The sequence below is a fragment of the Streptomyces sp. NBC_01618 genome (assembly GCF_045209435.1).
GTDB lineage: Bacteria > Actinomycetota > Actinomycetes > Streptomycetales > Streptomycetaceae > Streptomyces.
In genome coordinates, this window is record NZ_CP109297.1 from 2000798 (window position 1) to 2024624 (window position 23827).

Genomic DNA, 23827 nt, shown 5'->3' on the forward strand with positions numbered 1-23827 from the left:
ATCCATATGCGCAACCCGGTCGGCGGCCATGTTCCGGTGGCCGGAGGCCTCGCCAAGGTCGGCCTCCCGTACGCCCGCGAGATGACGGCGGAGGCCGTCCAGGTCTTCGTCGCCAACCCGCGCGGCTGGGCGACGCCCGTCGGCAATCCGGCCCAGGACGAACAGTTCCGCGCCGAGTGCGCCGCCGAGTCCATACCGGCGTACGTCCACGCCCCGTACCTGATCAACTTCGGCTCGCACACCGTGGCCACCGTCGAGAAGTCCGTTGACTCGCTGCGCCACTCACTGCGCCGGGCCCGCGAGATCGGCGCCCTGGGCGTCGTGGTGCACACCGGATCGGCGACCGGTGGCCGCCCGCGCGAGCAGGCCCTCGCGCAGGTACGCACGCACATGCGGCCGCTCCTGGACGAGCTGACGCACGACGACGACCCGTATCTGCTGCTGGAGTCGACCGCCGGACAGGGCTCCTCGCTCTGCTCACGGACCTGGGACTTCGGCCCGTACTTCGAGGCCCTCGACGCCCACCCCAAGCTCGGCATCTGCCTGGACACCTGCCACATCTACGCGGCGGGCCACGATCTGACCGGCCCTGCGGGCATGCGCCGGACCCTGGACCTCCTGGTGGACACGGTCGGCGAGGGCCGGCTGAAACTGATCCATGCCAATGACTCCAAGGACGTGGTGGGCGCCCACAAGGACCGTCACGAGAACATCGGCGCCGGTCACATCGGCGAGGAACCGTTCCGGGAGCTGTTCGCCCACCCGGCGACGGCCGGAGTGCCGCTGATCATCGAGACGCCGGGCGGCAAGGACGGCCACGCGGCGGACGTGGCGCGGCTGAAAGGGCTGCGCGGGCCGTAGGGCCTTTCGTTCGGATCACGCCGGGTCAGAGTTCGGGGCCGTCCCCCGGCTCCTCCTGATACGAGTAGCGCTGCTCACGCCACGGATCGCCGATGTTGTGATAGCCGCGCTCCTCCCAGAAGCCGCGGCGGTCGGCCGTCATGTACTCGACGCCGCGGACCCACTTGGGCCCCTTCCAGGCGTAGAGGTGCGGCACGATGAGCCGCAGCGGGAAGCCGTGCTCGGCGGTGAGCAGCTCACCACCCTTGTGAGTGGCGAAAAGTGTTCGGTCCGAGGCGAAGTCGGAGAGCCGCAGATTCGAGCTGAACCCGTACTCGGCCCAGACCATCACATGGGTGACGTTCGGCGCGGGCGGTGCGAGTTCCAGGATCGTACGGGCGAGCACGCCGCCCCATTCGGCGCCGAGCATGCTGAATTTCGTGACGCAGTGCAGGTCGGCGACCACCGAGGTGAACGGCAGCACCGAGAATTCCTCGTGGTTCCAGCAGTGCTTCTCGCCGTCCGCCGTGGCACCGAAGACCCGGAACTCCCAGCGGTCGGGCTTGAACTTGGGCACGGGCCCGTAGTGGGTAACCGGCCAACCACGCTGGAGTCGCTGTCCCGGCGGAAGCTCGGACTGCTCTGACGCGCGGCTTTCCCGGCTTTCCGGCTGACCCATGACTCCATGGTGACAGACAGGCAGGGGTGGTTCCGACCAAGGCGTAGGCAATTCGGGCAACTCGTACTAAGCATGCACTTACTGGACGATCACCTGGTGCGGTGCGAGGATGCGGCCAACTTGACCAGTTCACCGGTTGGAAGGAGCCTCTGCGATGCAGGGCGACCCCGAGGTCCTTGAGTTCCTGAACGAGCAGCTGACCGCCGAATTGACTGCCATCAACCAGTACTTCCTGCATGCAAAGATGCAGGACAACTTCGGCTGGACGAAGCTCGCGAAGTACACCCGCTCCGAGTCGTTCGACGAGATGAAGCACGCGGAGATCCTCACGGACCGCATCCTCTTCCTCGATGGACTACCCAACTACCAGCGGCTGTTCCATGTGCGGGTGGGCCAGACCGTCACCGAGATGTTCCAGGCGGACCGTCAGGTCGAGGTGGAGGCGATCGACCGCCTCAAGCGCGGGATCGAGCTGATGCGCGGCAAGGGCGACATCACGTCCGCAAACATCTTTGAGTCGATCCTGGAGGACGAGGAGCACCACATCGACTACCTCGACACCCAGCTGGAACTGGTCGAGAAGCTCGGCGAGGCGCTCTACATCGCCCAGCAGATCGAGCAGCCGGACAGCTAGGACCTCTCGTTCGGAGCAGGTCGGGCCGGAGCGGATCAGACCGGACCCGGGCACGACCGGAGCAGGCCGGAACGGATCAGACCGGACCCGCGTACGACCGGATCAGGCCGCTTCGGAGAGCCGGATGCCCGGAGTCACGCCCGGGACGGTGCCGGGAGCGATACCCGGATCGGCCTCGGGAGCCGTGCCCGTACCGGCGTCGCCCGTGGTATCGGCGTCGCCCGTGGTACCGGGCGTCCGCTTCCGGTCGAGCAGTTCGCGGCGCGGACAGGCGCCCCGGCCGAGCACGGCCTGGATGGCGCGGACGCAGCCGCCGCAGTCCGTCCCCGCCTTGCAGGCGGAGGCTATCTGCCGAGGTGTGCACGCCCCGGCGTCCGCATGTTCCTTGACCTGCTTCTCCGTGATGCCGAAGCACGAGCAGACGTACACGCGGTTCACCTCCCGGCGGGATCGGTCGTTGCTGCCACCCCGTTGATCGGTGAGGCTAACCTAACCTTACCCGGCGCCGTGAGCCCTTGAAAGCCTTCGAACGCCCTGTGGGGCACGGATCACATCGATCCGTGCCCCACAGTCATACGCGTACCACCTGCGGTGATGCCTACTGATCCCGGTACATCTCGGCGACCAGGAACGCCAGGTCGAGGGACTGGCTGCGGTTGAGCCGCGGGTCGCAGGCCGTCTCATAGCGCTGGTGCAGATCGTCGACGAAGATCTCGTGTCCGCCACCGACGCACTCGGTGACATCGTCACCGGTGAGCTCGACGTGGATGCCGCCCGGGTGCGTGCCGAGGCCCTTGTGGACCTCGAAGAAGCCCTTGACCTCGTCCAGGACGTCGTCGAAACGACGGGTCTTGTGACCGGAGGCGGCCTCGAAGGTGTTGCCGTGCATCGGGTCGGTCACCCACGCCACGGTGGCGCCGGAGGCGGTGACCTTCTCGACCAGGTCGGGCAGCTTGTCGCGGACCTTGTCGGCGCCCATGCGGACGATGAACGTCAGCCGGCCGGGCTCGCGCTCGGAGTCGAGGCGTTCGATGTAACCGAGCGCCTCGTCGACCGTGGTCGTCGGGCCGAGCTTGATGCCGATCGGGTTGCGGATCTTCGAGGCGAACTCGATGTGCGCACCGTCCATCTGGCGGGTGCGCTCACCGATCCACACCATGTGGCCGGAGGTGTCGTACAGCTGGCCGGTGCGCGAGTCGGTGCGGGTCAGCGCCGACTCGTAGTCCAGCAGCAGGCCCTCGTGCGAGGAGAAGAACTCGACCGCCTTGAACTCGGCCGGGTCCGTACCGCACGCCTTCATGAAGTTCAGCGCGTTGTCGATCTCGCGGGCAAGCGCCTCGTAGCGCTGGCCGGACGGCGACGACTTCACGAAGTCCTGGTTCCAGGCGTGCACCTGGCGCAGGTCGGCGTAACCGCCGGTGGTGAAGGCGCGGACCAGGTTCAGCGTGGAAGCGGATGCGTGGTACATCTGCTTCAGCCGCTCCGGGTCCGGGACGCGGGACTCCTCGGTGAAGGCGAAGCCGTTGACGGAGTCGCCGCGGTAGGTCGGCAGGGTGACGCCGTCGCGGGTCTCGGTCGGCTTGGAGCGCGGCTTGGAGTACTGCCCGGCAATCCGGCCCACCTTGACGACGGGCACGGAGGCCGCGTAGGTCAGGACGGCGCTCATCTGGAGCAGCGTCTTCAGTTTGGCCCGGATGTGCTCGGCGGACACGGCGTCGAATGCCTCGGCACAGTCGCCGCCCTGCAGCAGGAACGCCTCGCCCTTGGCGACGGCTCCCATGCGGGCGCGCAGCTGGTCGCACTCGCCCGCGAAGACGAGCGGCGGATACGACGCGAGGTCCGCGAGCACATCGCGCAGAGCCTCGGCATCGGGGTACTCGGGCTGCTGCGCCGCGGGAAGGTCTCGCCAGGTCGCCTTGTCGGCGACACTCTGGGATTCAGCGTTCACGATCACGTCAGCAAGAATACGGGGTCGACGCTCCCCCGCCGGTACTTGACCGCCTGGTGAGACGGACCCATCGGCCTCGTCGCACCGGACGACCCGACGGACGAGCGCCCCGCCGGTCACGCTGCCATGCGCTAGGATCCACGGCATGTTCGCGCAGACAAACCAGAACTGGTGGTGGACCGCTCATCCGGCGGCCCACTGATCGATCGCGCGCAACAGACCACGCGAAGGCCGCCCGAGGGGCGGCCTTCTCTGCGTTCAGGGAGCCGTTCCTCCATCCGGAAGGAACACCCCATGCCGCACCACACCGACCTCGTCATCGAGCGGCTGCTCCGGGACGACAGCCCGCCGTTCGCGCTGCTGCGCAGGCGCACTCCCGGCCGCGATCAGGACACCGTCGAGGTGCTGATCGGGCGGGTCCGGGAAGTGGACCGGCTCGCCGATCTCCCGGTCGGCGAGCTGCCGTCGCTCGCCCTGGTGCCGTTCCGGCAGATCGCCGAGCGCGGTTTCGATGTGCGCGACGACGGGACGCCGCTGTCCGTGCTGGTCGCCGAGGATTCGTACGAGCTGCCGCTCGCCGAGGTGCTGGACCACTTGCCGGTCCATGACGTGCGGGTCGAGGGCGGCGGGTTCGACGTTGCGGACGAGGAGTACGCCGGGATCGTGCGGCGGGTCATCGAGGACGAGATCGGGCGGGGCGAGGGCGCGAACTTCGTCGTCCGGCGGACCTTCCGGGGCGAGATCCCCGGCTTCGGGCGGGCGGACGCGCTGGCGCTCTTCCGGCGATTGCTGGCCGGTGAGCGGGGCGCGTACTGGACGTTCGTGGTGCACACGGGGGACAGCGGGCCCGAAGGGCCCTCCTTCTCGGGGCGGCGGCGGGCGACGGGTGGGCGGACGCTCGTCGGGGCGAGTCCCGAGGTGCATGTGCGGATGTCCGGCGGCACGGTCGTGATGAACCCGATCAGTGGCACGTACCGCTACCCCGCCGAGGGCCCGGGCGTCGAGGGGCTGCTGGCCTTCCTCTCCGACCACAAGGAGCGGGACGAGCTCTCCATGGTGGTCGACGAGGAACTCAAGATGATGTGCACCGTCGGTGACATGGGCGGGGTGGTGGTCGGGCCGCGGCTCAAGGAGATGGCCCATCTCGCGCACACGGAGTACGAGCTGCGCGGGCGCTCCTCGCTGGATGTTCGGGAGGTGCTGAGGGAGACCATGTTCGCGGCGACGGTCACCGGTTCCCCCGTGCAGAACGCCTGCCGGGTCATCAAGCGGTACGAGCCCGGCGGGCGCGGCTACTACGCGGGCGCGCTGGCGCTGCTGCGGCAGGAGCCGGGCGGGGCGCAGTCCCTGGACTCGCCGATCCTGATCCGTACCGCCGACATCACGGCCGAGGGGCGGTTGCGGGTGCCGGTCGGGGCGACGCTGGTACGCCACTCCGATCCGGACAGCGAGGTCGCCGAGACCCACGCGAAGGCGGCCGGGGTGCTGGCCGCGCTGGGGGTGCGGCCGGGCCGGCCCCGCGACCAGGCGGTGCGCCCGCAACTGGCCGGCGACCCGCGGGTGCAGGGGGCGCTGGACGCCCGGCGGGACGGTCTGGCGCCGTTCTGGCTGCGGATGCAGGAGCGTACGCACGAGCTCTCCGGCCATGCGCTGGTGATCGACGGGGAGGACACCTTCACCGCGATGCTGGCGCATCTGCTGCGCTCATCGGGTCTGGAGGTGTCGGTGCACCGCTACGACGAGCCGGGGCTGCGCGAGCGCGTACGGGCGCACACGGGCCCGGTCGTGCTGGGCCCCGGGCCCGGTGATCCGGGCGACACGGCCGATCCGAAGATGCGGCTGCTGCGTGAGTTCGCCGCCGAGCTGGTCCGTGATCACCGGCACGGGCTGCTCGGGGTCTGTCTCGGCCATGAGCTGATCGCGGCGGAGCTGGGTCTGGAGATCGTCCGCAAGACCGTGCCGCACCAGGGCGCGCAGACCCGGATCGAGCTGTTCGGGCGCCCCGAGACGGTCGGCTTCTACAACAGCTTCACCGCGCGCTGCGACGACGGCGCGGTCACCGAGCTGGCGGCGCACGGTGTCGAGGCGAGCCTGGACGCGGCGACCGGGGAGCTGCACGCGCTGCGCGGGCCGGGCTTCGCCTCGGTGCAGTTCCACCCGGAGTCGGTGCTGACGCTGCGCGGCGCGACGATCGTGGCCGATCTGCTGGCGGGGCTGCCGGTGGTCGGCTGAAGGGGCGGCGGGGACTCCGGAGGAGCTCCGGGGTCTCAGCTCTCCAAAAGCGCCGGGACGAGGACGTTGTCGCTGCGGCGGCCGGCCAGGTAGTCGGCGACGTTGCGGACGGTGGCGTCGATGATCTGGGCCACGGCGTCCTGGGTGCAGGATGACGGCCAAGCCCTGACCGCTGCCGAAGCAGGTGCGCGGCGTATCACGCCGCATCGCGCCTCCTGACGATCACGGCAATCGTGATCCACGTCACCCAGGAACGGGTCGGACGGTCAAGCTCCGTGCAGTCCGGGCGAGTTGGGTCAGGCGTCGTCGAGGCCGCGCTCGATCGCGTACCGCACGAGCTCCACCCTGTTGTGCAGTTGGAGCTTGCCCAGGGTGTTCTGGACGTGGTTCTGGACGGTGCGGTGCGAGATGACCAGACGCTCGGCGATCTGCTTGTACGAGAGCCCCTTGGCGACCAGCCGCAGCACTTCGGTCTCGCGCTCGGTGAGCTGCGGGGCCTTGGGTTCGTCGGACGCGACGGGGGTGGGTTCCGACGCGAGCCTGCGGTACTCGCCGAGGACCAGCCCGGCCAGGCCCGGGGTGAAGACGGGGTCGCCGACGGCGGTGGACCGCACGGCCTCGGTCAGCTCCTGCGTACTGGCCGACTTGAGCAGATAGCCGGTGGCGCCGGACTTGACCGCCTCCAGTACGTCGGCGTGCTCGCCGCTCGCGGAGAGCACCAGCACCCGCAGCCCCGGGTGGGAGCCGACGAGCTCCTTGCAGACCTGTACGCCGGGCATGCCGGGCAGATTGAGGTCCAGTACGAGGACGTCCGGGGTGGCGGCCTTGGCACGGCGCACGGCCTGCGGTCCGTCACCCGCCGTCGCCACGACCTCGAAACCGGACTCGGAAAGATCTCGGGCCACCGCGTCGCGCCACATCGGGTGGTCGTCGACCACCATCACCCTGATGGCCCGCTCCTCGGTGCCCTGGGTGTTCTCCGTGCTCATCTGCCCGATCCTGCCTTCCCCCGCGAACCTGCGAATCCTGTGAAGCTTTGAAGCTTTGAAGCTTTGAAGTCTGAACGCTTTGAAGCGTTTGAAACCTACGGGACTTACGGGACTACGCGACCTTCGGGACCTTCAACTCGACCTCAGTGCCCTGGCCGGGCACCGAGATCAACTCCGCTGTGCCGCCCAGGTCACGCAGCCGCCCCCGGATCGACAGGGCGACCCCCATCCGTCCCTCCCCCTCCGCCTGGGCGAGCCGCCCTTCCGCGATGCCCGGGCCGTCGTCCCGGACCGTCACGATCACCTCGTCCGGCCAGTCCTCGACGAGGATCCAGGCCTGGGCGTTCTCCCCCGCATGGACCCTGACATTGTCCAGGGCGGCACCGACAGCGGCCGCCAGCTCCTTCGCGGCCGCCGGAGCGAGCAGCACCGGAGCGCCGGGCTCCGCGAAGCTGATCCGGGAGCCGGCGTGCGGGGCGAGCAGGGAGCGCAGGTCGCAGCCGGCCGGCCCGGAGGACCCGTCCTCCTCGTCGTCCACCTCGACGCTGCGGACCACGGCGCCCTCGGCGGCGTCCTCGGAGACCCGGGTGGTGGGCACGAGTCCGCTGGAGACCAGGGTGCGCAGGGCGACCTCCTGCTCCCCGGCCATCCGGCCCAGTTCGGCGGCCTCGCCGCCCAGCGCGGTGCCGCGGCGCTGCACCATCGCGAGGACCTGGAGCACGCTGTCGTGGATGTCCCGGGCCAGCCGTTCCCGCTCGCGGGTGGCGGCCTCGATCTCCAGCGCGCGGGCGAGGGTGCGCTCACTGGCCCTGGCCACCTCGACGACGTAACCGATGGCGATGGAGGCCACCCAGACCAGCAGGACGTTGTGGAAGGTGTCCCGGCTGGGCTCGCCGCGCTCGATGATGTTGGCGACGGCGACGAAGGTGGAGGCGAAGGCCGCCCAGCGCCAGCCGCCCTTGATCGCGAAGGCGAGCACGGAACCCGCGGTCCAGATCGACGGCAGCGTCGGACCGTCGATCTGCTGGGCCTCGAAGTCGGCGAGCGGGGTGAGGAGGATGCCGACGAGGGCGATGGTCAGGTCGGCGCCGAGGAAACGCTTGGTGCAGGCGACGGCGCCCGCGACCTTGGGGAGAGTGGCGAGCGTCCAGGCCGACATCACCACCAGGAAGGCCACGGCCACCCACGGCCGGTCGTACCTGTCCCGGCCGAAGACGGCGAGCAGCACCGCGTAGAGCATCGTCAGAATCCGGTACGCCGTCAGCGCACGCCACAGCGGCTGCTCGACCGACATCCGTACGACCCGCTCACGCTTGGCCATGTCCCCACCCCCCGGACGGAAACGACGCGGTTACGCGCCGAACCGTTCCGTCACTTCTGTGTCACTCCTGCTTTCCGGACTCTCTGGCCGCGCGCTTCTCCTCCTCGGCGCGGCGCTTCGCCTCGTCCGCGATCTGCCGCTTGGCGGCGGTCGCGTAGATGTCGACGTACTCCTGGCCGGAGAGCTTCATGATCTCGTACATCACCTCGTCGGTGACCGAGCGCAGGATGAAGCGGTCCCCCTCCATGCCGTGGTAGCGGCTGAAGTCGAGCGGTTTGCCGATCCTGATCCCGGGACGCATCAGCTTGGGCATCACCTGACCGGGCGGCTGGATCTTCTCCGTGTCGATCATCGCGACGGGGATGACGGGCGCTCCGGTGGCCAGCGCCACCCGGGCCAGCCCACCGGGCTTGCCGCGGTAGAGACGGCCGTCGGGCGAGCGGGTGCCCTCCGGGTAGATGCCGAAGAGCCCGCCGCTCTCGATGACCTCGATGCCCGCCTTGATGGCCGCCTCACCGGCGCCGCGGGCACCCGAGCGGTCCACCGGGAGCTGGCCGACGCCCTTGAAGAAGGCGGCGGTCAGCCTGCCCTTCAACCCGGGTGCGGTGAAGTACTCGGACTTGGCGATGAAGGTGACCTTGCGGTCCAGGACGGCCGGCAGGAAGAAGGAGTCGGAGAACGACAGATGGTTGCTCGCGAGGATCGCCGGTCCCTGCGCGGGGATGTTCTCCAGGCCCTCCACCCACGGCCGGAAGGCGAGCTTCAGACCCCCGCCGATGGAGAACTTCATTGCGCCATAGATCAACTCGGGTGCCTCCTGTGTCCTGTCGGAACGACCTTAACCCGTGTGGTCGTCCGCGCTCCTGCCCGGCGTCGAACCGAAGTGGCGGCCGCGGCCACGCCCATGACGGCTGCCGTGACGACCGCCACGGCCGGTATCGGTGACCACCCCGGCCGGTGTCAGTGACGACCCTGGTCGGTGTCAGTCCGGTCGCGTACGGTGAAGTAATCCTTCCGCGCTCCCCCTTTTCGCTCCCCTGCGAGCCTCACGAACAGGAGACCCCGGTGCCGGTCCTGCCTGGAGCCGAGCCGTTCCGCCACGAGGGCGGAGAGGTCGGCGTCCTTCTCTGTCACGGATTTACCGGTTCCCCGCAGTCGCTGCGCCCCTGGGCCGACCATCTGGCGGAGCGCGGGCTCACCGTGTCGCTGCCGTTGCTGCCCGGGCACGGCACCCGCTGGGAGGACATGCAGCTCACGGGCTGGCAGGACTGGTACGCGGAGGTGGACCGGGAGCTGCGTGCCCTGCTGGAGCGGTGCCGTCAGGTCTTCGTCTTCGGTCTCTCCATGGGAGGCGCGCTGACGCTGCGGCTGGCGGCGAAGCACGGGGACTCGATCAGTGGTCTGGTGCTCGTCAATCCGGCGAACAAGGTGCACGGCCTGTCGGCGTACGCGCTGCCGGTGGCCCGTCATCTGGTGCGGACGACGAAGGGGCTGGCGAGCGATATCGCCCTGCCGGGCTCCGTCGAGGTGGGGTACGACCGGGTGCCACTGCACGCGGCGCATTCGCTGCGGAAGTTCTTCCGCCTGGTCGATGCCGAGCTGCCGCAGGTCACCCAGCCGATCGTCCTGCTGCACAGCCCGCAGGACCATGTGGTGCCGCCCGCGGACTCGGCCCGGATCCTCGGCCGGGTGTCCTCGACGGACGTCGAGGAGATCCTGCTGGAACAGAGCTACCACGTGGCGACGTTGGACCACGATGCGGAGCGGATCTTCGACGAGAGCTACCGGTTCATCGGCCGCCTCGCTCCGAGCATCGGAAAGAAGGGGAGCACGTCAGGTGGCTGAGCACGACGCGGAGCGCGCGGGCAGTGACGAGGGGCGCGAGCCCCTCCCCGCGGAGGGAACGGCCGTTCCCGAGGACGGTACGGGCACGGGCTCGGGCACGGGCTCGCAGGATGCTGCTGCCGCCCGGACGGCGCCGCCGGGCGGCGACGGCGACGGACCCGACCGGTCGATCGACGAGAAAGCCGCGTGGGAGGCGATCGTCGCGGGGTACGGCGAGGAGCCGGCGGACCCGCCGGGCGCCAAGCCGTTCAGGTCGATCGAGGATCTCGCCCTGCCGGAGAACGATCAGTCGGGCGTCCTGGACCCGGACAAGGGGGTCGGGAAGAAGTCCCCGAAGTCCCCGAAGCCGCCGGAGAAGCCGCTCGGCAGCTCGATCGTGTTCGCGCCCGGCGTCGCCGGCCCGCGCGACTACGAGCTCTCGGAGCCGAAGGACGACGACCTCGACGACAGCGACGAGGGGCATTTCGTCCCCCCGGAGCCACCACCGCTGCCGGAGGCGGATGTCACGGCGAAGTTCGCCTGGCTCGCGGTCGTCGGCGGCCCGGTGCTGATGCTGATCGCCGTGCTGCTGCGGTGGGACATGACGTGGTGGCTCACGACGGTCTGCATCGGCGGCTTCCTGGGCGGCTTCGTCACGCTCGTGGCGCGGATGCAGGACGACGACGAGAACGACGACGACCCGGGCCGCGGCGCGGTGGTCTGAGACCGGTCCGGCCGAGGTGACCCTGAGGCCCTGAGCCGCTGCCGCGCGGTTCAGGGCCTGGTCGCGGGCACCCGTAGCGCTGCCAGTACCGGCAGGTGGTCCGTGGCCGCTCGCAGGTCCGCGTCGGTGACACCGGGCAGCCCTGCCGGGACACCGCAGCCGAGCACCTCGATCCCGCTCGTCGCGAAGACCGCGTCGATGCGCCGTCGCGGCTCGTCCGGCGAGAAGGTGTGCTCGCCGCCCCACGGCCGGACCGCCCAGCAGTCCTGGAGGCGCCCGGCCAGCCGCCGGAAGGCGGCCCCGGTCGGTACGTCGTTGAGGTCGCCCGCCGCGATGGCGTGCTCGACGCCCATCGCGTCCAGCCGTTCCAGCAACATCCCGGCCTGGGCCAGGCGTTCGTCGCGCTGCAGGCTCAGGTGGAAGCTCAGCAGACCGATCCGGGTGCCCGCGATCCGTACCACCGACGTGGCGAAACCCCGGCGGTGCAGTCCGGGGGTGAGCGGCAGCAGGACGTCCTCCGTGCGCTCCACCGTGGCCCGCAGCGAGCAGAGCAGCAGCGGACCGGCCGCCGTGGCGCCGCCGCTGAGGACGACGAGGTCGGTGCGGGCCGCGAGCCAGGCGGCGCGCTTGCGCCAGCGGAAGAAGCGCGGGGCTTCCTGGATGAGGACGAGGTCGGGGGCGCAGGCGCTGATGACGCGGGCCAGCGCCGCACAGTCGTCGCGCATCGAGCGGATGTTGTAACCGAGCACTCTGATGACGGCCGAACCATCCGGCTCGGTACGGGAGTCGGGCAGTGGCGTCAGGACCATGCGTCTCACGATACGACGGACGCCCGTCACGCCCCACAGGGGTGCGACGGGCGTCCGGTTCTGTCCGGTTCCGGCCGGCTCAGCCCTGGCGGGCCAGGTCCGCCGCGCCCACCAGCCCTGCCTTGCCGCCCAGTTGGGCCGCGAGCACCTGGGCGTGCGGGCGCCACTCGCCGCCGATCAGCCAGCGCCGGAACGACTTGCGGATCGGGCCGAGGACGAGTTCGCCCTCGTCCGACACGCCACCGCCGACGATGAACGCGGACGGGTCGAACAGCGAGGCGAGGTCGGCGAGTCCGGCACCGGCCCAGCGGGCCAGCTCGCGGAACGAGTCGATCGCCACCGGGTCGCCCTGCCGGGCGGCCTCACTGATGTGCTTGCCCTCGATGCCGTCCACCGTGCCGTCGCCGAGGGACAGCAGGATCGTGGCGTTCTCAGGGGTGGCGTTGGCGCGCTGCTTCGCGTACCGGACGAGTGCGCGCCCGGAGGCGTACTGCTCCCAGCAGCCCTGGCTGCCGCAGCCGCAGAGCAGCCCGTCCGGGACGACCCGGATGTGGCCGAACTCGGCGGCCACACCGAAGCGGCCGCGGCGCAGCTTGTTGCCGATGATGATGCCGCCGCCGAGACCGGTGCCGAGCGTGATGCAGATGACGTCGTCGTGGCCCTGCCCGGCGCCGAAGCGGTACTCGCCCCAGGCGGCGGCGTTGGCGTCGTTCTCGACGACGACCGGAAGGCCGACGCGCTGTTCGACCTTGTCCTTCAGCGGCTCGTGCCGCCAGTTGATGTTGGGCGCGAACAGCACGGTGGCGCGCTTGTCGTCGACGTATCCGGCAGCGCCGATGCCGACGGCCTCGATCTGGTGGCCCTCGCTCGCGCCGGACACCGCGGACGCGATCGCGTCCACAATGCCGTCGGCCGTCGGCGGGGTCGGCACCTTGAACGTCGAGAGGATCCGGCCCTCTTCGTCGACCACTCCAGCTGCGATCTTCGTGCCGCCGATATCGACGCCGATGGTGAGTCCCATGAGTCCCTCAGTTTCGGTCGAGCCCCGCTGTGGCCAACGGTACCCGAGCCGGGGCCCGGCTCTTCCGTGCCGGTCAGTCCAGATCGATGTGCTCGCCTGCGGCGGGGCCCTCGTCGCGGGGGTCGGTGGGGTCGTCGGCCTTCTTTTCGGTGCCTGCGGGGTCCCCGGCGCCGCGGGTCCAGCGGCGTTCCTGGCCTTCCACCGCGGAGCGGTAGGCGGCGAGGAGTTCGCTGCCGGCCGCGGCGATGTGGTCGAAGACGTCCGGATTGCGTTCGATGACGGGCTCGACGGCGGACTTCGCCTGCTTGATGATCTGCCGCACGGTGCCCTGGGCCGCCGCGCCGAGGAGCGGCGTCCGGAGGGAGGAGATCTTGTCGGCCACGGCATCGACCAGCTTGCGCAGCTCGTCGGCGGCGGCGCCGGGCGGCGGGCCGTGCTGGGCGCGGCGGCGGGCCTTCTCCGCTTCGAGGTCCTCGGCGCAGGCCTTCGCCCACGCGTCGTCGTCGGCGGGACGATCGGTGGCTTCGCTCATGGCGGACTCCTGCGACGTGGTGTGCCTGCGGTGCGCATCCGGGGGTACGTACTACCGACGTTACCGGAACCGTGACGCGCCGTTCAGCTCGTCCGGGGCCACAGCGCGGGGTCCGGCGTGAACCTGACGCGGAGCACCCCGTCGGTGAGGGCGGCGCCGGATACGGTGCAGCGCCGCAGCCCGGACTCCAGGGGGACGATCCGGTGGAACGGGCCCACGGTGAGGAGCAGTTCGTCGCCGCGGCGCACCAGCTGGAGGTCCGTCTTGACGGCGCCGGGCAGGGGCAGGCACCAGACGAGCACCGGGTCGCCGTCGCCGGACCGCGGGGCGGTCACGATCCGGGGGCCGGGCAGCAGTCCGTCCAGGCCATCCGGGGCGTCCGGATCCTCGATCCACCAGGGGTCCTCGGCGCGGCCGGGCCTGCGGTCGTCCAGTTCCGCGGCGAGTCCGTCGCCCTCGAAGAGGCCGCCGCCGGTGCCCGCCTCCTCGAAGACGGTGCTGCTCGCCCCGTTGTCGAGGAGAGTGAGGTCGTCGGGTCCGCGCGGGTCGCGGCCGAGGTGGGGCACTTCGCACAGGGCCGCCGCGGGCACCCATTCCTCGTACCAGTTGTCGATGGTCTTCTCCTGCTGCGCGACGAGGGCCGCGAACCAGGGGTCGCCGGAGTGCCTGGGCAGCACCCGGTTCACCACCAGGGTGTCGACGCGCAGTCCGTACAGGGCGAGTCCGGTGCGGGCGGTGCGCAGGGCGTCCTCGGCGGCGGGACCGGGCTCGGCGACCAGCCGGAGCGTGGTGTTGCGGTCCTCGATCAGGGCCTGGACGGCGGCCAGCTCGGCGTCCTTGCGGGCGGCGGCCTCATACAGCCACTGGGCGGGCATGGGGACGCCGGCGAGCTGGGCGAGCATCGGGCGCAGGGCGCGGGCGGCCTGGCGTTCCTGAGGCAGCAGCCGGCGCAGATAGCGGCGCAGCTGTTCGGGCAGGGCGAGCACGGCGAGCGCTTCGCGCAGCGGCGGCAGGTCGACGACGAGGAGTTCGTAGCCCTCGTGCGACCAGTCGCCCTCGGCGGCGCGGCGCAGGGCGTGCAGGAGGGCGAGCTGGGCGCTGCCGGGGAGTTCGGTGAGTTCCTCGGCGTCCAGCCGGTTCCCGCCGAGCAGGTCGAGCACGCCGGAGGCCCGCTCCTGGAGGGTGAGGAGTTCGCCGCGGAAGTGCTCGCCGGAGTCGATGCGGGCGGACCACAGGTTGTCGGTGACCTCGGCGGGTTCCGTGCCCGCGGGGAAGCCGGGTATCGGGTCGGCGGAGAGCAGCAGGGTGCGGCGGCCCCGGCGGGCCGCGGCCAGGGCGGTCGCCGCCGCGACGGTGGTACGGCCCGCGCCGCCGGGGCCGGTGACGAGAACCGTACGCACCGGGTCAGGCCTTCGGGATGGACTCGACGCGCTTCTTCAGGCCGGCCAGGGCGCGGTCGATGATGACCTTCTCCGCCTTGCGCTTGATCATGCCGAGCATCGGGATCTTGACGTCGACGGTCAGCCGGTAGGTGACCTCGGTGCGGTCGCCGTTGCCGAGCGGGGCCAGTGCGTAGGAGCCGTCGATGGCGCGCAGCATCTGGGACTTGACGAGGGTCCAGCTGACCTCGTGGTCGCCGATCCAGGTGTACGCGAGAGTGTGGTCGTCCTTGATCGCTCCGGCGTCGAGGACGAGACGGACCTTCTCGGCGCGGCCCCGGTCGTCGGCGGAGAGGACCTCGGCCTCCTTGACCTCGCCGGTCCACTCCGGGTAGCGGGCGAAGTCGGCGATCACTCCCATGACGTCGGCCGGCGCCGCCTCGATCGTGATGCTCGAGCTGGTGTGTTCAGCCATCGCCGTGGCTCCTCCAGTGCGGGTGTACCGGTGCGTCGGCAGATGCCTGCCGTCAGAAGGCTATCGCGTGTGCGCGGCGCCCCGGTCCAGGGTCCGGCGCCGCTGCGGTCACCACTCCAGGGCCCAGGGCCTGCCGGTGGACGCGAAGTGGCCGACGTTCACGCACTCGGTGGCGCCGATCCGCATCCGGCGCACCAGGGGCTGGTGGACATGGCCGAACAGCGCGTACCGGGGGCGGGTCCTGCGGATGGCGTCGAGCAGGGCCCGGCTGCCGCGCTCGAAGCGGCGCGCGACGGTGTCGTACGTCAGCTCCGGCACCTCGGGCGGGATGTGGGTGCACAGGACGTCGACGGAGCCGATCGCCTCGATCTTGGCGGCGTACTCCTCGTCGCCGATCTCGTACGGGGTGTTCATCGGGGTCTTCAGCCCGCCGCCGACGAAGCCGATCACCCGGCCGCCGATCTCGACGCGTTCGCCGTCCAGGACGGTGGTGCCCGGGCGTGCGTACTCGGGCCACAGGCCGGGGATGTCGACGTTGCCGTAGGTGGCGTACGTCGGGGTGGGGAAGGCGGCGAAGAGCTCGGCGTACTGCTTGCGCACGGCGGAGACGATCGCGGCGTCGCGGTCCAGCCCCGCCCACAGGGCACGGCCGAAGTCCCGGGCCTCGTCGAAGCGGCGCGCGGTGCGCAGCGCGACGATCCGGTCGGCGTTCTCCACACCGAAGAGGTCGGGGAAGATGCCGCGCGAGTGGTCGGCGTAGTCGAGGAAGAGCACCAGGTCACCGAGGCAGATCAGGGCGTCGGCACCGCCCCCGGCGCGGGCCAGGGCCTCGGTGTTGCCGTGCACGTCACTGACCACGTGAACGCGGGTGCGCCGCGAGGTCGGGGTTCCTTCGCTGTTCCGTCCTGCTGGCATGCCGATCACCCTAAACCCCGCCGTGCACCTGGGTAGAGGCCGCCGGACCTGCGGTTACCTCCGGCCCGTAGCGGTGGTGGACTAATGTGCGCCCAAGGATCACGGTTGTATGTGACGCAACAGACATCTGGCCGGAACCCCCTATCGGGAACCGAGTACTGGTGGGTAACGTCCGGGCAGTCCAGTCGTGCTCACCCCACTGAGCATCAGCCATTCTTGGACCGCAGCCGGTGCGTCGCACAGAGCCGTGGCACCGGAGCCCGATGAGGAGCAGCAGTCTTGCGCGAGTTCAGCCTTCCGGCCCTGTACGAGGTCCCCTCGGACGGCAACCTGACGGATCTCATCCGCCGCAATGCCGCTCAGCATCCCGATGTCGCGGTGATGAGCCGCAAGGTGGCGGGCGTGTGGACCGATGTCGACGCCACCCAGTTCCTGGCCGAGGTCAGAGGCGTCGCCAAGGGGCTGATCGCCGCGGGCGTCGAGGCCGGCGACCGGGTGGCCCTGCTGTCCCGTACCCGCTACGAGTGGGTACTGCTCGACTTCGCGATCTGGAGTGCGGGCGCGGTCACCGTCCCGGTGTACGAGACGAGTTCGCCCGAGCAGATCCAGTGGATCCTCGGGGACTCCGGCGCCACGCTGTGCATCGTGGAGTCCGAGGCGCATCAGGACTCCGTGGTCTCGGTCCAGGCGGATCTGCCGGAGCTGAAGGGCATCTGGCAGATCGAGGACCGGGCGGTCGACCGGCTGACGGCGATCGGCGAGGACGTCTCGGACGAGATCCTCGACCTGCGGATGGCATCCGCCAAGGCCGACGACCCGGCCACCATCGTCTACACCTCGGGCACCACCGGCCGCCCCAAGGGCTGTGTGCTCACGCACCGCAGCTTCTTCGCGGAGTGCGGCAACGTGGTGGAGCGGCTGAAACCCCTCTTCCGTACCGGTGAGTGCTCGGTGCTGCTCTTCCTGCCCGCCGCGCATGTCTTCGGACGGCTGGTCGAGGTGGCCTCGGTGATGGCCCCGATCAAGCTCGGCTGCGTACCGGACATCAAGCGCCTCACCGATGAACTGGCCTCGTTCCGGCCGACGTTGATCCTCGGTGTGCCGCGGGTCTTCGAGAAGGTCTACAACGCGGCGCGCGCCAAGGCGCAGGCCGATGGCAAGGGCAGGATCTTCGACAAGGCCGCGAACACGGCGATCGCGTACAGCCGGACGCTCGGCACCCCTCAGGGCCCGTCCATGGGCCTGAAGTTCAAGCACAAGGTCTTCGACCGGCTGGTCTACGGCAAGCTGCGGGCCGTGCTCGGCGGCCGCGGCGAGTACGCGATCTCCGGCGGCGCACCGCTGGGCGAGCGGCTCGGCCACTTCTACCGCGGCATCGGCTTCACCGTCCTGGAGGGCTACGGCCTCACCGAGACGTGCGCGGCCACGGCCTTCAATCCGTGGGACCGGCAGAAGATCGGTACGGTCGGCCAGCCGCTGCCCGGCTCGGTCGTCCGGATCGCCGACGACGGCGAGGTGCTGCTGCACGGCGAGCACCTGTTCACCGGCTACTGGAACAACGAGGCGGCGTCGGCCGAGGCGCTGGCCCACGGCTGGTTCCACACGGGCGACATCGGCACGCTCGACGAGGACGGCTATCTCGCGATCACCGGCCGCAAGAAGGAGATCATCGTCACGGCGGGCGGCAAGAACGTCGCTCCCGCGGTGATCGAGGACCGTATCCGTGGGCACGCCCTGGTCGCCGAGTGCATGGTGGTCGGCGACGGGCGGCCGTTCGTCGGCGCGCTGATCACCGTGGACGAGGAGTTCCTGGGCCGCTGGGCGCAGGAGCACGGCAAGCCGGCCGGCTCGACGGCCGCGTCGCTGCGCGAGGACCCGGAGCTGGTGGCCGAGGTGCAGCGGGCGGTGGACGACGGGAACGCCTCGGTGTCCAAGGCCGAGTCGGTACGCAAGTTCCGCATCCTGTCCGCCCAGTTCACCGAGGAGGCGGGCCACATCACGCCGTCGCTGAAGCTGAAGCGGAATGTGGTGGCGAAGGACTTCGCGGACGAGATCGAGGCGATCTACCGGGGCTGACGGAGGTCGGCCCGGGGCCGGTGGCTGTCAGCCGGAACCGACGGTCATGGGCCGGAAACCGGCCTTGCGCCGGTGGCGGGCCGACGCGGCCGCCTTCACCTCACCGGCCGGACAGCGGCGCCGCTGTCCGGCCGTGGCACGGGAACACCTGTCCCGCAGGGGACGGGTACGGACCCGGGCAGTCCGGGACGGCCGAAACCCGGGCCGGGCGGCGCCCCGGGCCGGTTCAGAGCAGCGCCCTGAGCCGCTCGGCCAGCAGATCCCAGCGCCACTTCTCCTCGACCCAGGCCCGCCCCCGCTCCCCCATCCGCTGCCGCAGTTCCGGGTCGAGGAGCAGCGTGACGATCCGGTCCGCCGTCTCCTCCGCCGAGCCGCCCCGCACCACCCACCCGGTCTCGCCGTCGAGCACGGCGTCCGGCGCGCCGCCCGAGTCGCCCGCCACCACCGGAAGTCCGGTCGCGGACGCCTCCAGGAAGACGATGCCGAGGCCCTCCACGTCGAGGCCGCCCCGACGGGTCCGGCACGGCATGGCGAAGACGTCGCCCGCGCCGCAGTGGGCGGGCAGCTCGTCCCACGGCACCGGCCCCGTGAAGTGCACCGAGTCGGCGACCCCCGTCCGCACGGCCAGCTGCTCCAGCTCCTTGCGGTACGGCCCCCCGCCCACGATCAGCAGCACCGCGTCCGGCACCCGCTCCAGGATCGCGGGCAGCGCGAGGATCAGCGTGTCCTGGCCCTTGCGCGGCACGAGCCGTGACACGCAGACGACGACGGGCCGGTCCGAGAGCCTGAGCCGGGCCCTTATCAGGTCGCCGCCGGAGTCCGGGTGGAAGGTCTTCTCGTCGACGCCGGGCGGCAGTTGGACCATGCGGCCCGCCGCCTCGGGGCTGAGTGCGGTGGCGATCCGGGAGCGGGTGTACTCCCCCAGGTACGTGATCGTGTCCGTGGTCTCGCCGATCCGGCCCAGCAGCTGCCGGGCCGCGGGCAGCTGGGCCCAGCCCGCCTCGTGACCGTGCGTGGTGGCGACCAGCCGCCGGGCACCGGCCCTGCGCAGCGCCGGTGCCATCAGCCCGAGCGGGGCCGCGGCGCCGAACCACACGGACGTGCAGCCGTGTATGCGCAGCAGCTGCGTGGCACGCCGGGTGACCCGCGGGGTCGGCAGCAGCATCGTCGTCCGGTCGCGGACGACGGTGAAGGGCTGCTCGGCGTCGAAGGCGGCGGTGGCCGCGATGCCTTCGGGGCTGCGCTTCCAGGTGGAGGCGTATACGACGATCTGTCCGGGGTCCAGGCGCAGTGCCATGTTGTGCAAAAACGCCTGGATGCCGCCGGGGCGGGGCGGGAAGTCGTTGGTCACGATCAGGGTCTTGTCCATCCCGGCCGACAGTACCGGGCGGCCGAATGGCTCCCGCACAGGCCGGGCGGGCATCATGGCTCCCCGTACCACCGCGTACCCACCGGGCCACACCCGCCGGGTATCCCACCGATGTACCCACTGACGAAACGGATGAGGCGGTCATGACCGGATCGACCGGCACGCGGCTCGCTCTCGCGGTCTGGGCCCTCACCAGGGTCGTGCTGCTGCTCTGCGTCACCAAGGTGATCACGCTGTCCGGACCGGACGTGACCAGTGACGTCTCGGTGATCTACCACGGCTGGTCCGAGGTCCTGAAGACCGGTACGTATCCGCGGTCCGACGTCACCTGGCAGTACCCGCCCCTCGCCGCGCTCGCCGTCCTCTCCCCCGCCCTGCTGCCGTTCCTGGACTACGCCTCGGCCTTCTTCGTCCTCGCGTTCCTGTGCGACGGGTTGGTGCTGGGGCTCCTGCTGTACGCGGGCCGCGGGACCGGCCGGTGGACGGCGGGCGCCTGGGTGTGGGTGGCGGGGGTGCCGCTGCTCGGTACGACCGCGTACGCCCGTTACGACGTGATGGTGACGGCGGTGGCGGTGGCGGCGCTGCTGGCGGGCGTGCGGCATCCGCGGGTGCTGGGCGCGCTGGCCGCCGTCGGTGCGCTGCTGAAGGTGTGGCCGGCGCTGATCCTGGCCGGTACCGCGCGCGGGCGGTGGACGCGCCGGGCGTGGACGGCCGCGACGGTGACGGCGGCCGGGCTGCTGCTGGCGTGCACCGTGGCGATGCCGGGTGCGCTGGCCTTTCTCGGCTTCCAGCGTGACCGGGGCACCGAGGTCGAGTCGCTGGGAGCGCTGGTCTTCCACGTGTGGCGGAATTTCGGCTGGCAGGGCCGGGTGGAGCTGCACTACGGCTCCCTGGAGTTCCTGGGTCCGCATGTCCCGCTGGTGAGCACGCTCGCCCTCGGTCTGTCCGTCGTCGCGTTCGGCTGGCTGCTGGTGTGGCGGCTGCGGGCCCGCGACTTCCGGGTGAGCACCCCGGCCGACGCGGCGTTCACTGCGGTGCTGCTGTTCACGACCACGAGCCGGGTGATCAGCCCCCAGTACATGCTGTGGCTGGTCGGCCTGGCGGCGGTCTGCCTGGTCTTCCGCGAGAGCCGGATGGTGCTCCCGGCCGTTCTGGTGCTGCTCGCCACGGGCATCACGCAGTGGGAGTTCCCGTTCGGGTTCGTCCATGTGGTGAGCAGCGATGCGACGGGCGTGACGCTGATGTTCCTGCGCAACGGCCTGCTGGTCGCGGCGACGCTCATCGCCTGCCGGCGGCTGTGGCGGCAGACGGTGTCCGGTGCGCCGCGCGACGGCGCCGAGCCCTCGGCCGCCGCATCCGACGCCGACCGCGAGGCGGAACCGGTCGCTTCCTGAACCACGCGCGGCGCTCAGCAGCCGTGGGGCGTGCGCGGCGGGCAGCGCGCCGCGGTCAGCCGAGCCGGGAGCGCAGATACTCCCGCCAGAGCGCGGTGAACTCCTGCGGGGTCGTGGCGAGCACCTCCTGCATGGCCTGCTCCACCGCCCCGTCCCGCCCCGCCGGCGTGCGCGGCGGGCAGCGCGCCGCGGTCAGCCGAGCCGGGAGCGCAGATACTCCCGCCAGAGCGCGGTGAACTCCTGCGGGGTCGTGGCGAGCACCTCCTGCATGGCCTGCTCCACCGCCCCGTCCCGCCCCGCGTGCCCTCCGACGGCCCGGTAGAAGGCGAACAGCTCCTTCTCGCCCCAGTGGTCGGCGATCAGCTCGCAGGCCAGCCAGGCGCCCTCGTACGCCTTCGCCAGGCGCGCCGAGTCGCCCGCGAAGCCGAAGTCCTCGTCCGTGGGGAGTCCGGCGGGCAGCTCACCGCGCGCGACGGCGCCGGCCAGTTCGGGCGCGGCCCCGGCGGCGGTGCGGTCCTCGGCGCGGTAGGCCGCCCAGTCGGCGAAGCCCTCGGAGAGCCAGGTCGGGGTGGCGGCGGAGGTGCGGGCGCGGGTGGCGACGTGGGTGATCTCGTGGGTCAGGACGATGCGCTGCCCGAGGGTGCTGAGCACGCCGTACGCCTGCGGGTTGACGATCACCCGGTCCGCGGGCGCCGGGTCCGGGCCGCCGGTCCGCCCGGTGGTCACGGCCGCGATGCCCCGGTAGTTCGCCGCCGGTGACCCCAGCAGCCCCGCCATGTCCTCCATGGTGTGCGGTACGAGCACCAGCACGCGGCCGGCCCAGCGTTCCGGCCAGGCCCCGGAGACGGCGGGCACCGCCCGGTCCGCGGTCCGGGCGATCCCGCGCAGCTCCTGCTCCGTGCGGCCGACCCCGAGGACGAGGCTGTGCTCTCCGCGTACCACCCGCACGTCGCCCTGCTGCCAGAGCTGCCCGGCGCCGTCGCTGCCCGCCCGGTCGCCGGTGAGGTACCAGCGGCCGTCCGCCCGGTCCCGTCGCAGATCGAGCACCCGGTCCACGGAGACCGGGGCGGCGTCGTACCCCTTGATCGCGTAGCGCAGCCGGACGTCGGCGGTGGCCCGGTCGGTGCCGTGTGCGGTGACGTCCGTCAGCCGGTACGTCCACGAGCTCAGCGGTACGTCCGCGAGGTTGTCCAGTTCCCGGCGCTGGGCCGTGCGCAGCCCGGTGGCCCGCGGGTCCACGACGGCCAGGTAGGCGTCCGTGTCGTGGGCCGGGACAGCGGCCGCGCGGCGGTCCAGGGTGGCCCGGATACCGCAGGTGGTGGCGGCGGGGACGGCGTCGTCGTCGGGGGCCGCGCAGGCGGAGACCAACAGCAGCCCGGCGAGCAGCGCGCCGGCCGCGCGCCGTCCTCTGTCACATGCCCGCCGTGCGGTACGCCGTCTGTGGGTCACCCGGTCGAGCGTACGGGTCAGACGCGGGTGACCGACGAGACGGGCATCATGCCGACGGGGTCGTAGCGCACCGGGGCGCCCGGGTACGGGGCGTGGATGACCTGGCCGTTGCCGACGTACATGGCGATGTGGCCGGCGTCCGCGCGGTAGGCGACCAGGTCGCCGGGGCGGGCCTCGGAGAGCGGCACCAGGTGTCCCGCGTACCGCTGGGCCTGCGAGGTGCGCGGCAGGCTGACCCCGGCCTGGGCGTACGCCCACTGCGTCAGCCCGGAACAGTCGAACCCGCCGGGTCCGTCGGCCCCCCAGATGTACGGGCGGCCCAGTGCTTGGCGGGCCGCCGCCACGGCTGCGGCCGCCCGTGCGGAGCCGGCCGGGAGGTCGGCCACCGCCGGGAACACGTCGTAGCGGCCGGAGCGCGAGGCCCGCTCGAAGTCCGCCCGGTCGACGGCGGGCAGCGCGTCCAGCAGCTGCTGGGCCTGGGTGAGCTTGCGCTCGACGGTCTGTTTGTGGCGGGTGGCGGCGGCCCGGTTGCGCTCCAGCTCGGCCAGCGCCCGGGCGGCCTCCGCGCGGGTCTGCGCGAGCGTGCGCTGGGTCTGCTGGAGTTCCCTCACCTCGGCGCTCCGACGCTCGGTCAGGCGGTCCAGGGTGGCCGCCCGGTCGAGGTAGGTGTCCGGGTCGGAGGAGAGCAGCAGGGCGAGCGAGGGGTCCAGGCCGCCCGAGCGGTACTGCGCGCTCACCACCGAACCGAGCGCCGTACGCAGCCGGTTGAGGTGTTCCTGGCCGCGAGCCGCCCGGTCCCGCGCCCGACTCACCTCGCCGCGCAGGCGGCCGGCGTTCTCGTCGGCCGCGTTGTACTGCTCGGCGGCCCGCTCGGCCTCGCTGTACAGCCGGTCGACCCGGGCCTTGGCGCTGCGGGACGTGTCCTGCGGGTCGGCGTTCGCCGTGGCCGCGCCGAGAGTGGCGGCCGCGGTGGCCGCCGCGGCCGACAGAACGGTGATCCGGGCACCCCGGTTGGGTCCGGGCTGTGTGGAACGGCGATGGGACACCACAGGACGCCGTACTCCCTTCCGCTGTACGCAGATGTGCGCAGCCCCTGCCACCCGGGGCGGGCGGACCGACGACCGGGAGCTGCACACAGCAGGCAGACAGTAGTCGGACGGTTACGGAGCGACCACAGGCCGCGCGGGGCGGAACAGAGACCCGAACGGCAGCGCCCC

General features: G+C 71.4%; 23 protein-coding genes. 8 read left to right on the forward strand and 15 right to left on the reverse strand.

Features of this window, described 5'->3' with window-relative positions:
• The first annotated feature begins 6 nt into the window (after positions 1-6).
• Positions 7-861, forward strand: a complete 855-nt coding sequence (locus tag OH735_RS09460; RefSeq protein WP_406380940.1) for a deoxyribonuclease IV — start codon at positions 7-9, stop codon at positions 859-861.
• Positions 862-886: 25 nt separating this feature from the next.
• On the opposite strand, the gene OH735_RS09465 is transcribed toward OH735_RS09460, so the two are convergent.
• Positions 887-1519, reverse strand: a complete 633-nt coding sequence (locus tag OH735_RS09465; protein WP_406380941.1) for a sulfite oxidase-like oxidoreductase — start codon at positions 1517-1519, stop codon at positions 887-889.
• Positions 1520-1673: 154 nt separating this feature from the next.
• On the opposite strand from OH735_RS09465, the gene bfr reads away from it, so the two are divergent.
• Entirely contained in the window at positions 1674-2153 is a 480-nt protein-coding gene (gene bfr / locus OH735_RS09470; RefSeq protein ID WP_329920115.1) for a bacterioferritin, read from the forward strand.
• 102 nt (positions 2154-2255) lie between these two features.
• Here the strand turns inward: bfr and OH735_RS09475 are convergent, their stop codons facing one another.
• Together OH735_RS09475 and OH735_RS09480 are read right to left on the reverse strand one after the other, a co-directional pair.
• Positions 2256-2582: a bacterioferritin-associated ferredoxin gene (locus tag OH735_RS09475; RefSeq protein WP_406380942.1), complete on the reverse strand. Its 327-nt coding sequence runs from the start codon at positions 2580-2582 to the stop codon at positions 2256-2258.
• A 169-nt stretch (positions 2583-2751) separates the two neighbouring features.
• Positions 2752-4107, reverse strand: coding sequence for a class II 3-deoxy-7-phosphoheptulonate synthase (locus OH735_RS09480; RefSeq protein ID WP_406380943.1), 1356 nt, complete (start codon positions 4105-4107; stop codon positions 2752-2754).
• A 139-nt stretch (positions 4108-4246) separates the two neighbouring features.
• On the opposite strand from OH735_RS09480, the gene OH735_RS09485 reads away from it, so the two are divergent.
• Both OH735_RS09485 and OH735_RS09490 read left to right on the forward strand, forming a co-directional pair.
• Positions 4247-4303, forward strand: coding sequence for a trp operon leader peptide (locus OH735_RS09485; RefSeq protein WP_107408160.1), 57 nt, complete (start codon positions 4247-4249; stop codon positions 4301-4303).
• A gap of 92 nt (positions 4304-4395) precedes the next feature.
• The gene (locus tag OH735_RS09490; RefSeq protein ID WP_406380944.1) at positions 4396-6333 is read left to right on the forward strand and encodes an anthranilate synthase family protein; all 1938 of its coding nucleotides are present in this window, start codon (positions 4396-4398) and stop codon (positions 6331-6333) included.
• A 296-nt stretch (positions 6334-6629) separates the two neighbouring features.
• Here OH735_RS09490 and OH735_RS09495 read toward each other — a convergent pair whose 3' ends face one another.
• From OH735_RS09495 to OH735_RS09505, 3 genes are all read right to left on the reverse strand, one after another.
• A complete protein-coding gene (locus OH735_RS09495; protein ID WP_406380945.1) occupies positions 6630-7322 on the reverse strand; it encodes a response regulator in 693 nt (230 codons plus the stop codon).
• A 112-nt stretch (positions 7323-7434) separates the two neighbouring features.
• Positions 7435-8643, reverse strand: coding sequence for a MacS family sensor histidine kinase (gene macS / locus OH735_RS09500; RefSeq protein WP_406380946.1), 1209 nt, complete (start codon positions 8641-8643; stop codon positions 7435-7437).
• Positions 8644-8704: 61 nt separating this feature from the next.
• Positions 8705-9433 (reverse strand): lysophospholipid acyltransferase family protein, encoded by a 729-nt coding sequence (locus tag OH735_RS09505; protein ID WP_406386492.1) that lies wholly within the window; start codon positions 9431-9433, stop codon positions 8705-8707.
• A gap of 275 nt (positions 9434-9708) precedes the next feature.
• Here OH735_RS09505 and OH735_RS09510 point away from each other — a divergent pair, with 275 nt between their 5' ends.
• The gene (locus OH735_RS09510; protein WP_406380947.1) at positions 9709-10488 is read left to right on the forward strand and encodes an alpha/beta hydrolase; all 780 of its coding nucleotides are present in this window, start codon (positions 9709-9711) and stop codon (positions 10486-10488) included.
• Entirely contained in the window at positions 10481-11191 is a 711-nt protein-coding gene (locus tag OH735_RS09515) for a hypothetical protein (protein WP_406380948.1), read from the forward strand. The genes OH735_RS09510 and OH735_RS09515 overlap by 8 nt, the downstream gene beginning before the upstream one ends.
• Positions 11192-11241: 50 nt before the next feature.
• Here OH735_RS09515 and OH735_RS09520 read toward each other — a convergent pair whose 3' ends face one another.
• The 6 genes from OH735_RS09520 to OH735_RS09545 all read right to left on the reverse strand — a co-directional run bounded on the left by OH735_RS09520 (position 11242) and on the right by OH735_RS09545 (position 16322).
• Positions 11242-12000, reverse strand: coding sequence for an endonuclease/exonuclease/phosphatase family protein (locus OH735_RS09520; protein WP_406380949.1), 759 nt, complete (start codon positions 11998-12000; stop codon positions 11242-11244).
• 79 nt (positions 12001-12079) lie between these two features.
• Entirely contained in the window at positions 12080-13021 is a 942-nt protein-coding gene (locus OH735_RS09525) for an ROK family glucokinase (protein ID WP_406380950.1), read from the reverse strand.
• Positions 13022-13094: 73 nt separating this feature from the next.
• Positions 13095-13553 (reverse strand): DUF5304 domain-containing protein, encoded by a 459-nt coding sequence (locus OH735_RS09530; RefSeq protein WP_406380951.1) that lies wholly within the window; start codon positions 13551-13553, stop codon positions 13095-13097.
• 83 nt (positions 13554-13636) lie between these two features.
• A complete protein-coding gene (locus OH735_RS09535; protein WP_406380952.1) occupies positions 13637-14953 on the reverse strand; it encodes an ArsA family ATPase in 1317 nt (438 codons plus the stop codon).
• Between the two features lie 4 nt (positions 14954-14957).
• Complete coding sequence (locus OH735_RS09540; protein WP_406380953.1) at positions 14958-15407, reverse strand: SRPBCC family protein; 450 nt, start codon at positions 15405-15407, stop codon at positions 14958-14960.
• A 108-nt stretch (positions 15408-15515) separates the two neighbouring features.
• Positions 15516-16322, reverse strand: coding sequence for a metallophosphoesterase (locus tag OH735_RS09545; RefSeq protein WP_406380954.1), 807 nt, complete (start codon positions 16320-16322; stop codon positions 15516-15518).
• Between the two features lie 279 nt (positions 16323-16601).
• On the opposite strand from OH735_RS09545, the gene OH735_RS09550 reads away from it, so the two are divergent.
• Positions 16602-18398: an AMP-dependent synthetase/ligase gene (locus tag OH735_RS09550; protein WP_406380955.1), complete on the forward strand. Its 1797-nt coding sequence runs from the start codon at positions 16602-16604 to the stop codon at positions 18396-18398.
• Between the two features lie 226 nt (positions 18399-18624).
• Here the strand turns inward: OH735_RS09550 and OH735_RS09555 are convergent, their stop codons facing one another.
• Positions 18625-19767, reverse strand: coding sequence for a glycosyltransferase family 4 protein (locus OH735_RS09555; RefSeq protein WP_406380956.1), 1143 nt, complete (start codon positions 19765-19767; stop codon positions 18625-18627).
• A 143-nt stretch (positions 19768-19910) separates the two neighbouring features.
• On the opposite strand from OH735_RS09555, the gene OH735_RS09560 reads away from it, so the two are divergent.
• A complete protein-coding gene (locus tag OH735_RS09560; RefSeq protein WP_406380957.1) occupies positions 19911-21161 on the forward strand; it encodes a glycosyltransferase 87 family protein in 1251 nt (416 codons plus the stop codon).
• A gap of 192 nt (positions 21162-21353) precedes the next feature.
• On the opposite strand, the gene OH735_RS09565 is transcribed toward OH735_RS09560, so the two are convergent.
• Positions 21354-22610: a hypothetical protein gene (locus tag OH735_RS09565; protein ID WP_406380958.1), complete on the reverse strand. Its 1257-nt coding sequence runs from the start codon at positions 22608-22610 to the stop codon at positions 21354-21356.
• Between the two features lie 17 nt (positions 22611-22627).
• A complete protein-coding gene (locus tag OH735_RS09570) occupies positions 22628-23659 on the reverse strand; it encodes an NlpC/P60 family protein (RefSeq protein WP_406380959.1) in 1032 nt (343 codons plus the stop codon).
• Between the last annotated feature and the right edge of the window lie 168 nt (positions 23660-23827).

Coding starts and splice junctions, on each gene's coding strand:
- OH735_RS09460 (WP_406380940.1), top strand. CDS start 7: ATGCGCAACCCGGTCGGCGGCCATGTTCCGGTGGCCGGAGGCCTCGCC.
- OH735_RS09465 (WP_406380941.1), bottom strand. CDS start 1,519: ATGGGTCAGCCGGAAAGCCGGGAAAGCCGCGCGTCAGAGCAGTCCGAG.
- bfr (WP_329920115.1), top strand. CDS start 1,674: ATGCAGGGCGACCCCGAGGTCCTTGAGTTCCTGAACGAGCAGCTGACC.
- OH735_RS09555 (WP_406380956.1), bottom strand. CDS start 19,767: ATGGACAAGACCCTGATCGTGACCAACGACTTCCCGCCCCGCCCCGGC.
- OH735_RS09530 (WP_406380951.1), bottom strand. CDS start 13,553: ATGAGCGAAGCCACCGATCGTCCCGCCGACGACGACGCGTGGGCGAAG.
- OH735_RS09495 (WP_406380945.1), bottom strand. CDS start 7,322: ATGAGCACGGAGAACACCCAGGGCACCGAGGAGCGGGCCATCAGGGTG.
- OH735_RS09560 (WP_406380957.1), top strand. CDS start 19,911: ATGACCGGATCGACCGGCACGCGGCTCGCTCTCGCGGTCTGGGCCCTC.
- OH735_RS09490 (WP_406380944.1), top strand. CDS start 4,396: ATGCCGCACCACACCGACCTCGTCATCGAGCGGCTGCTCCGGGACGAC.
- OH735_RS09525 (WP_406380950.1), bottom strand. CDS start 13,021: ATGGGACTCACCATCGGCGTCGATATCGGCGGCACGAAGATCGCAGCT.
- OH735_RS09540 (WP_406380953.1), bottom strand. CDS start 15,407: ATGGCTGAACACACCAGCTCGAGCATCACGATCGAGGCGGCGCCGGCC.
- OH735_RS09505 (WP_406386492.1), bottom strand. CDS start 9,433: ATGAAGTTCTCCATCGGCGGGGGTCTGAAGCTCGCCTTCCGGCCGTGG.
- OH735_RS09520 (WP_406380949.1), bottom strand. CDS start 12,000: ATGGTCCTGACGCCACTGCCCGACTCCCGTACCGAGCCGGATGGTTCG.
- macS (WP_406380946.1), bottom strand. CDS start 8,643: ATGGCCAAGCGTGAGCGGGTCGTACGGATGTCGGTCGAGCAGCCGCTG.
- OH735_RS09545 (WP_406380954.1), bottom strand. CDS start 16,322: ATGCCAGCAGGACGGAACAGCGAAGGAACCCCGACCTCGCGGCGCACC.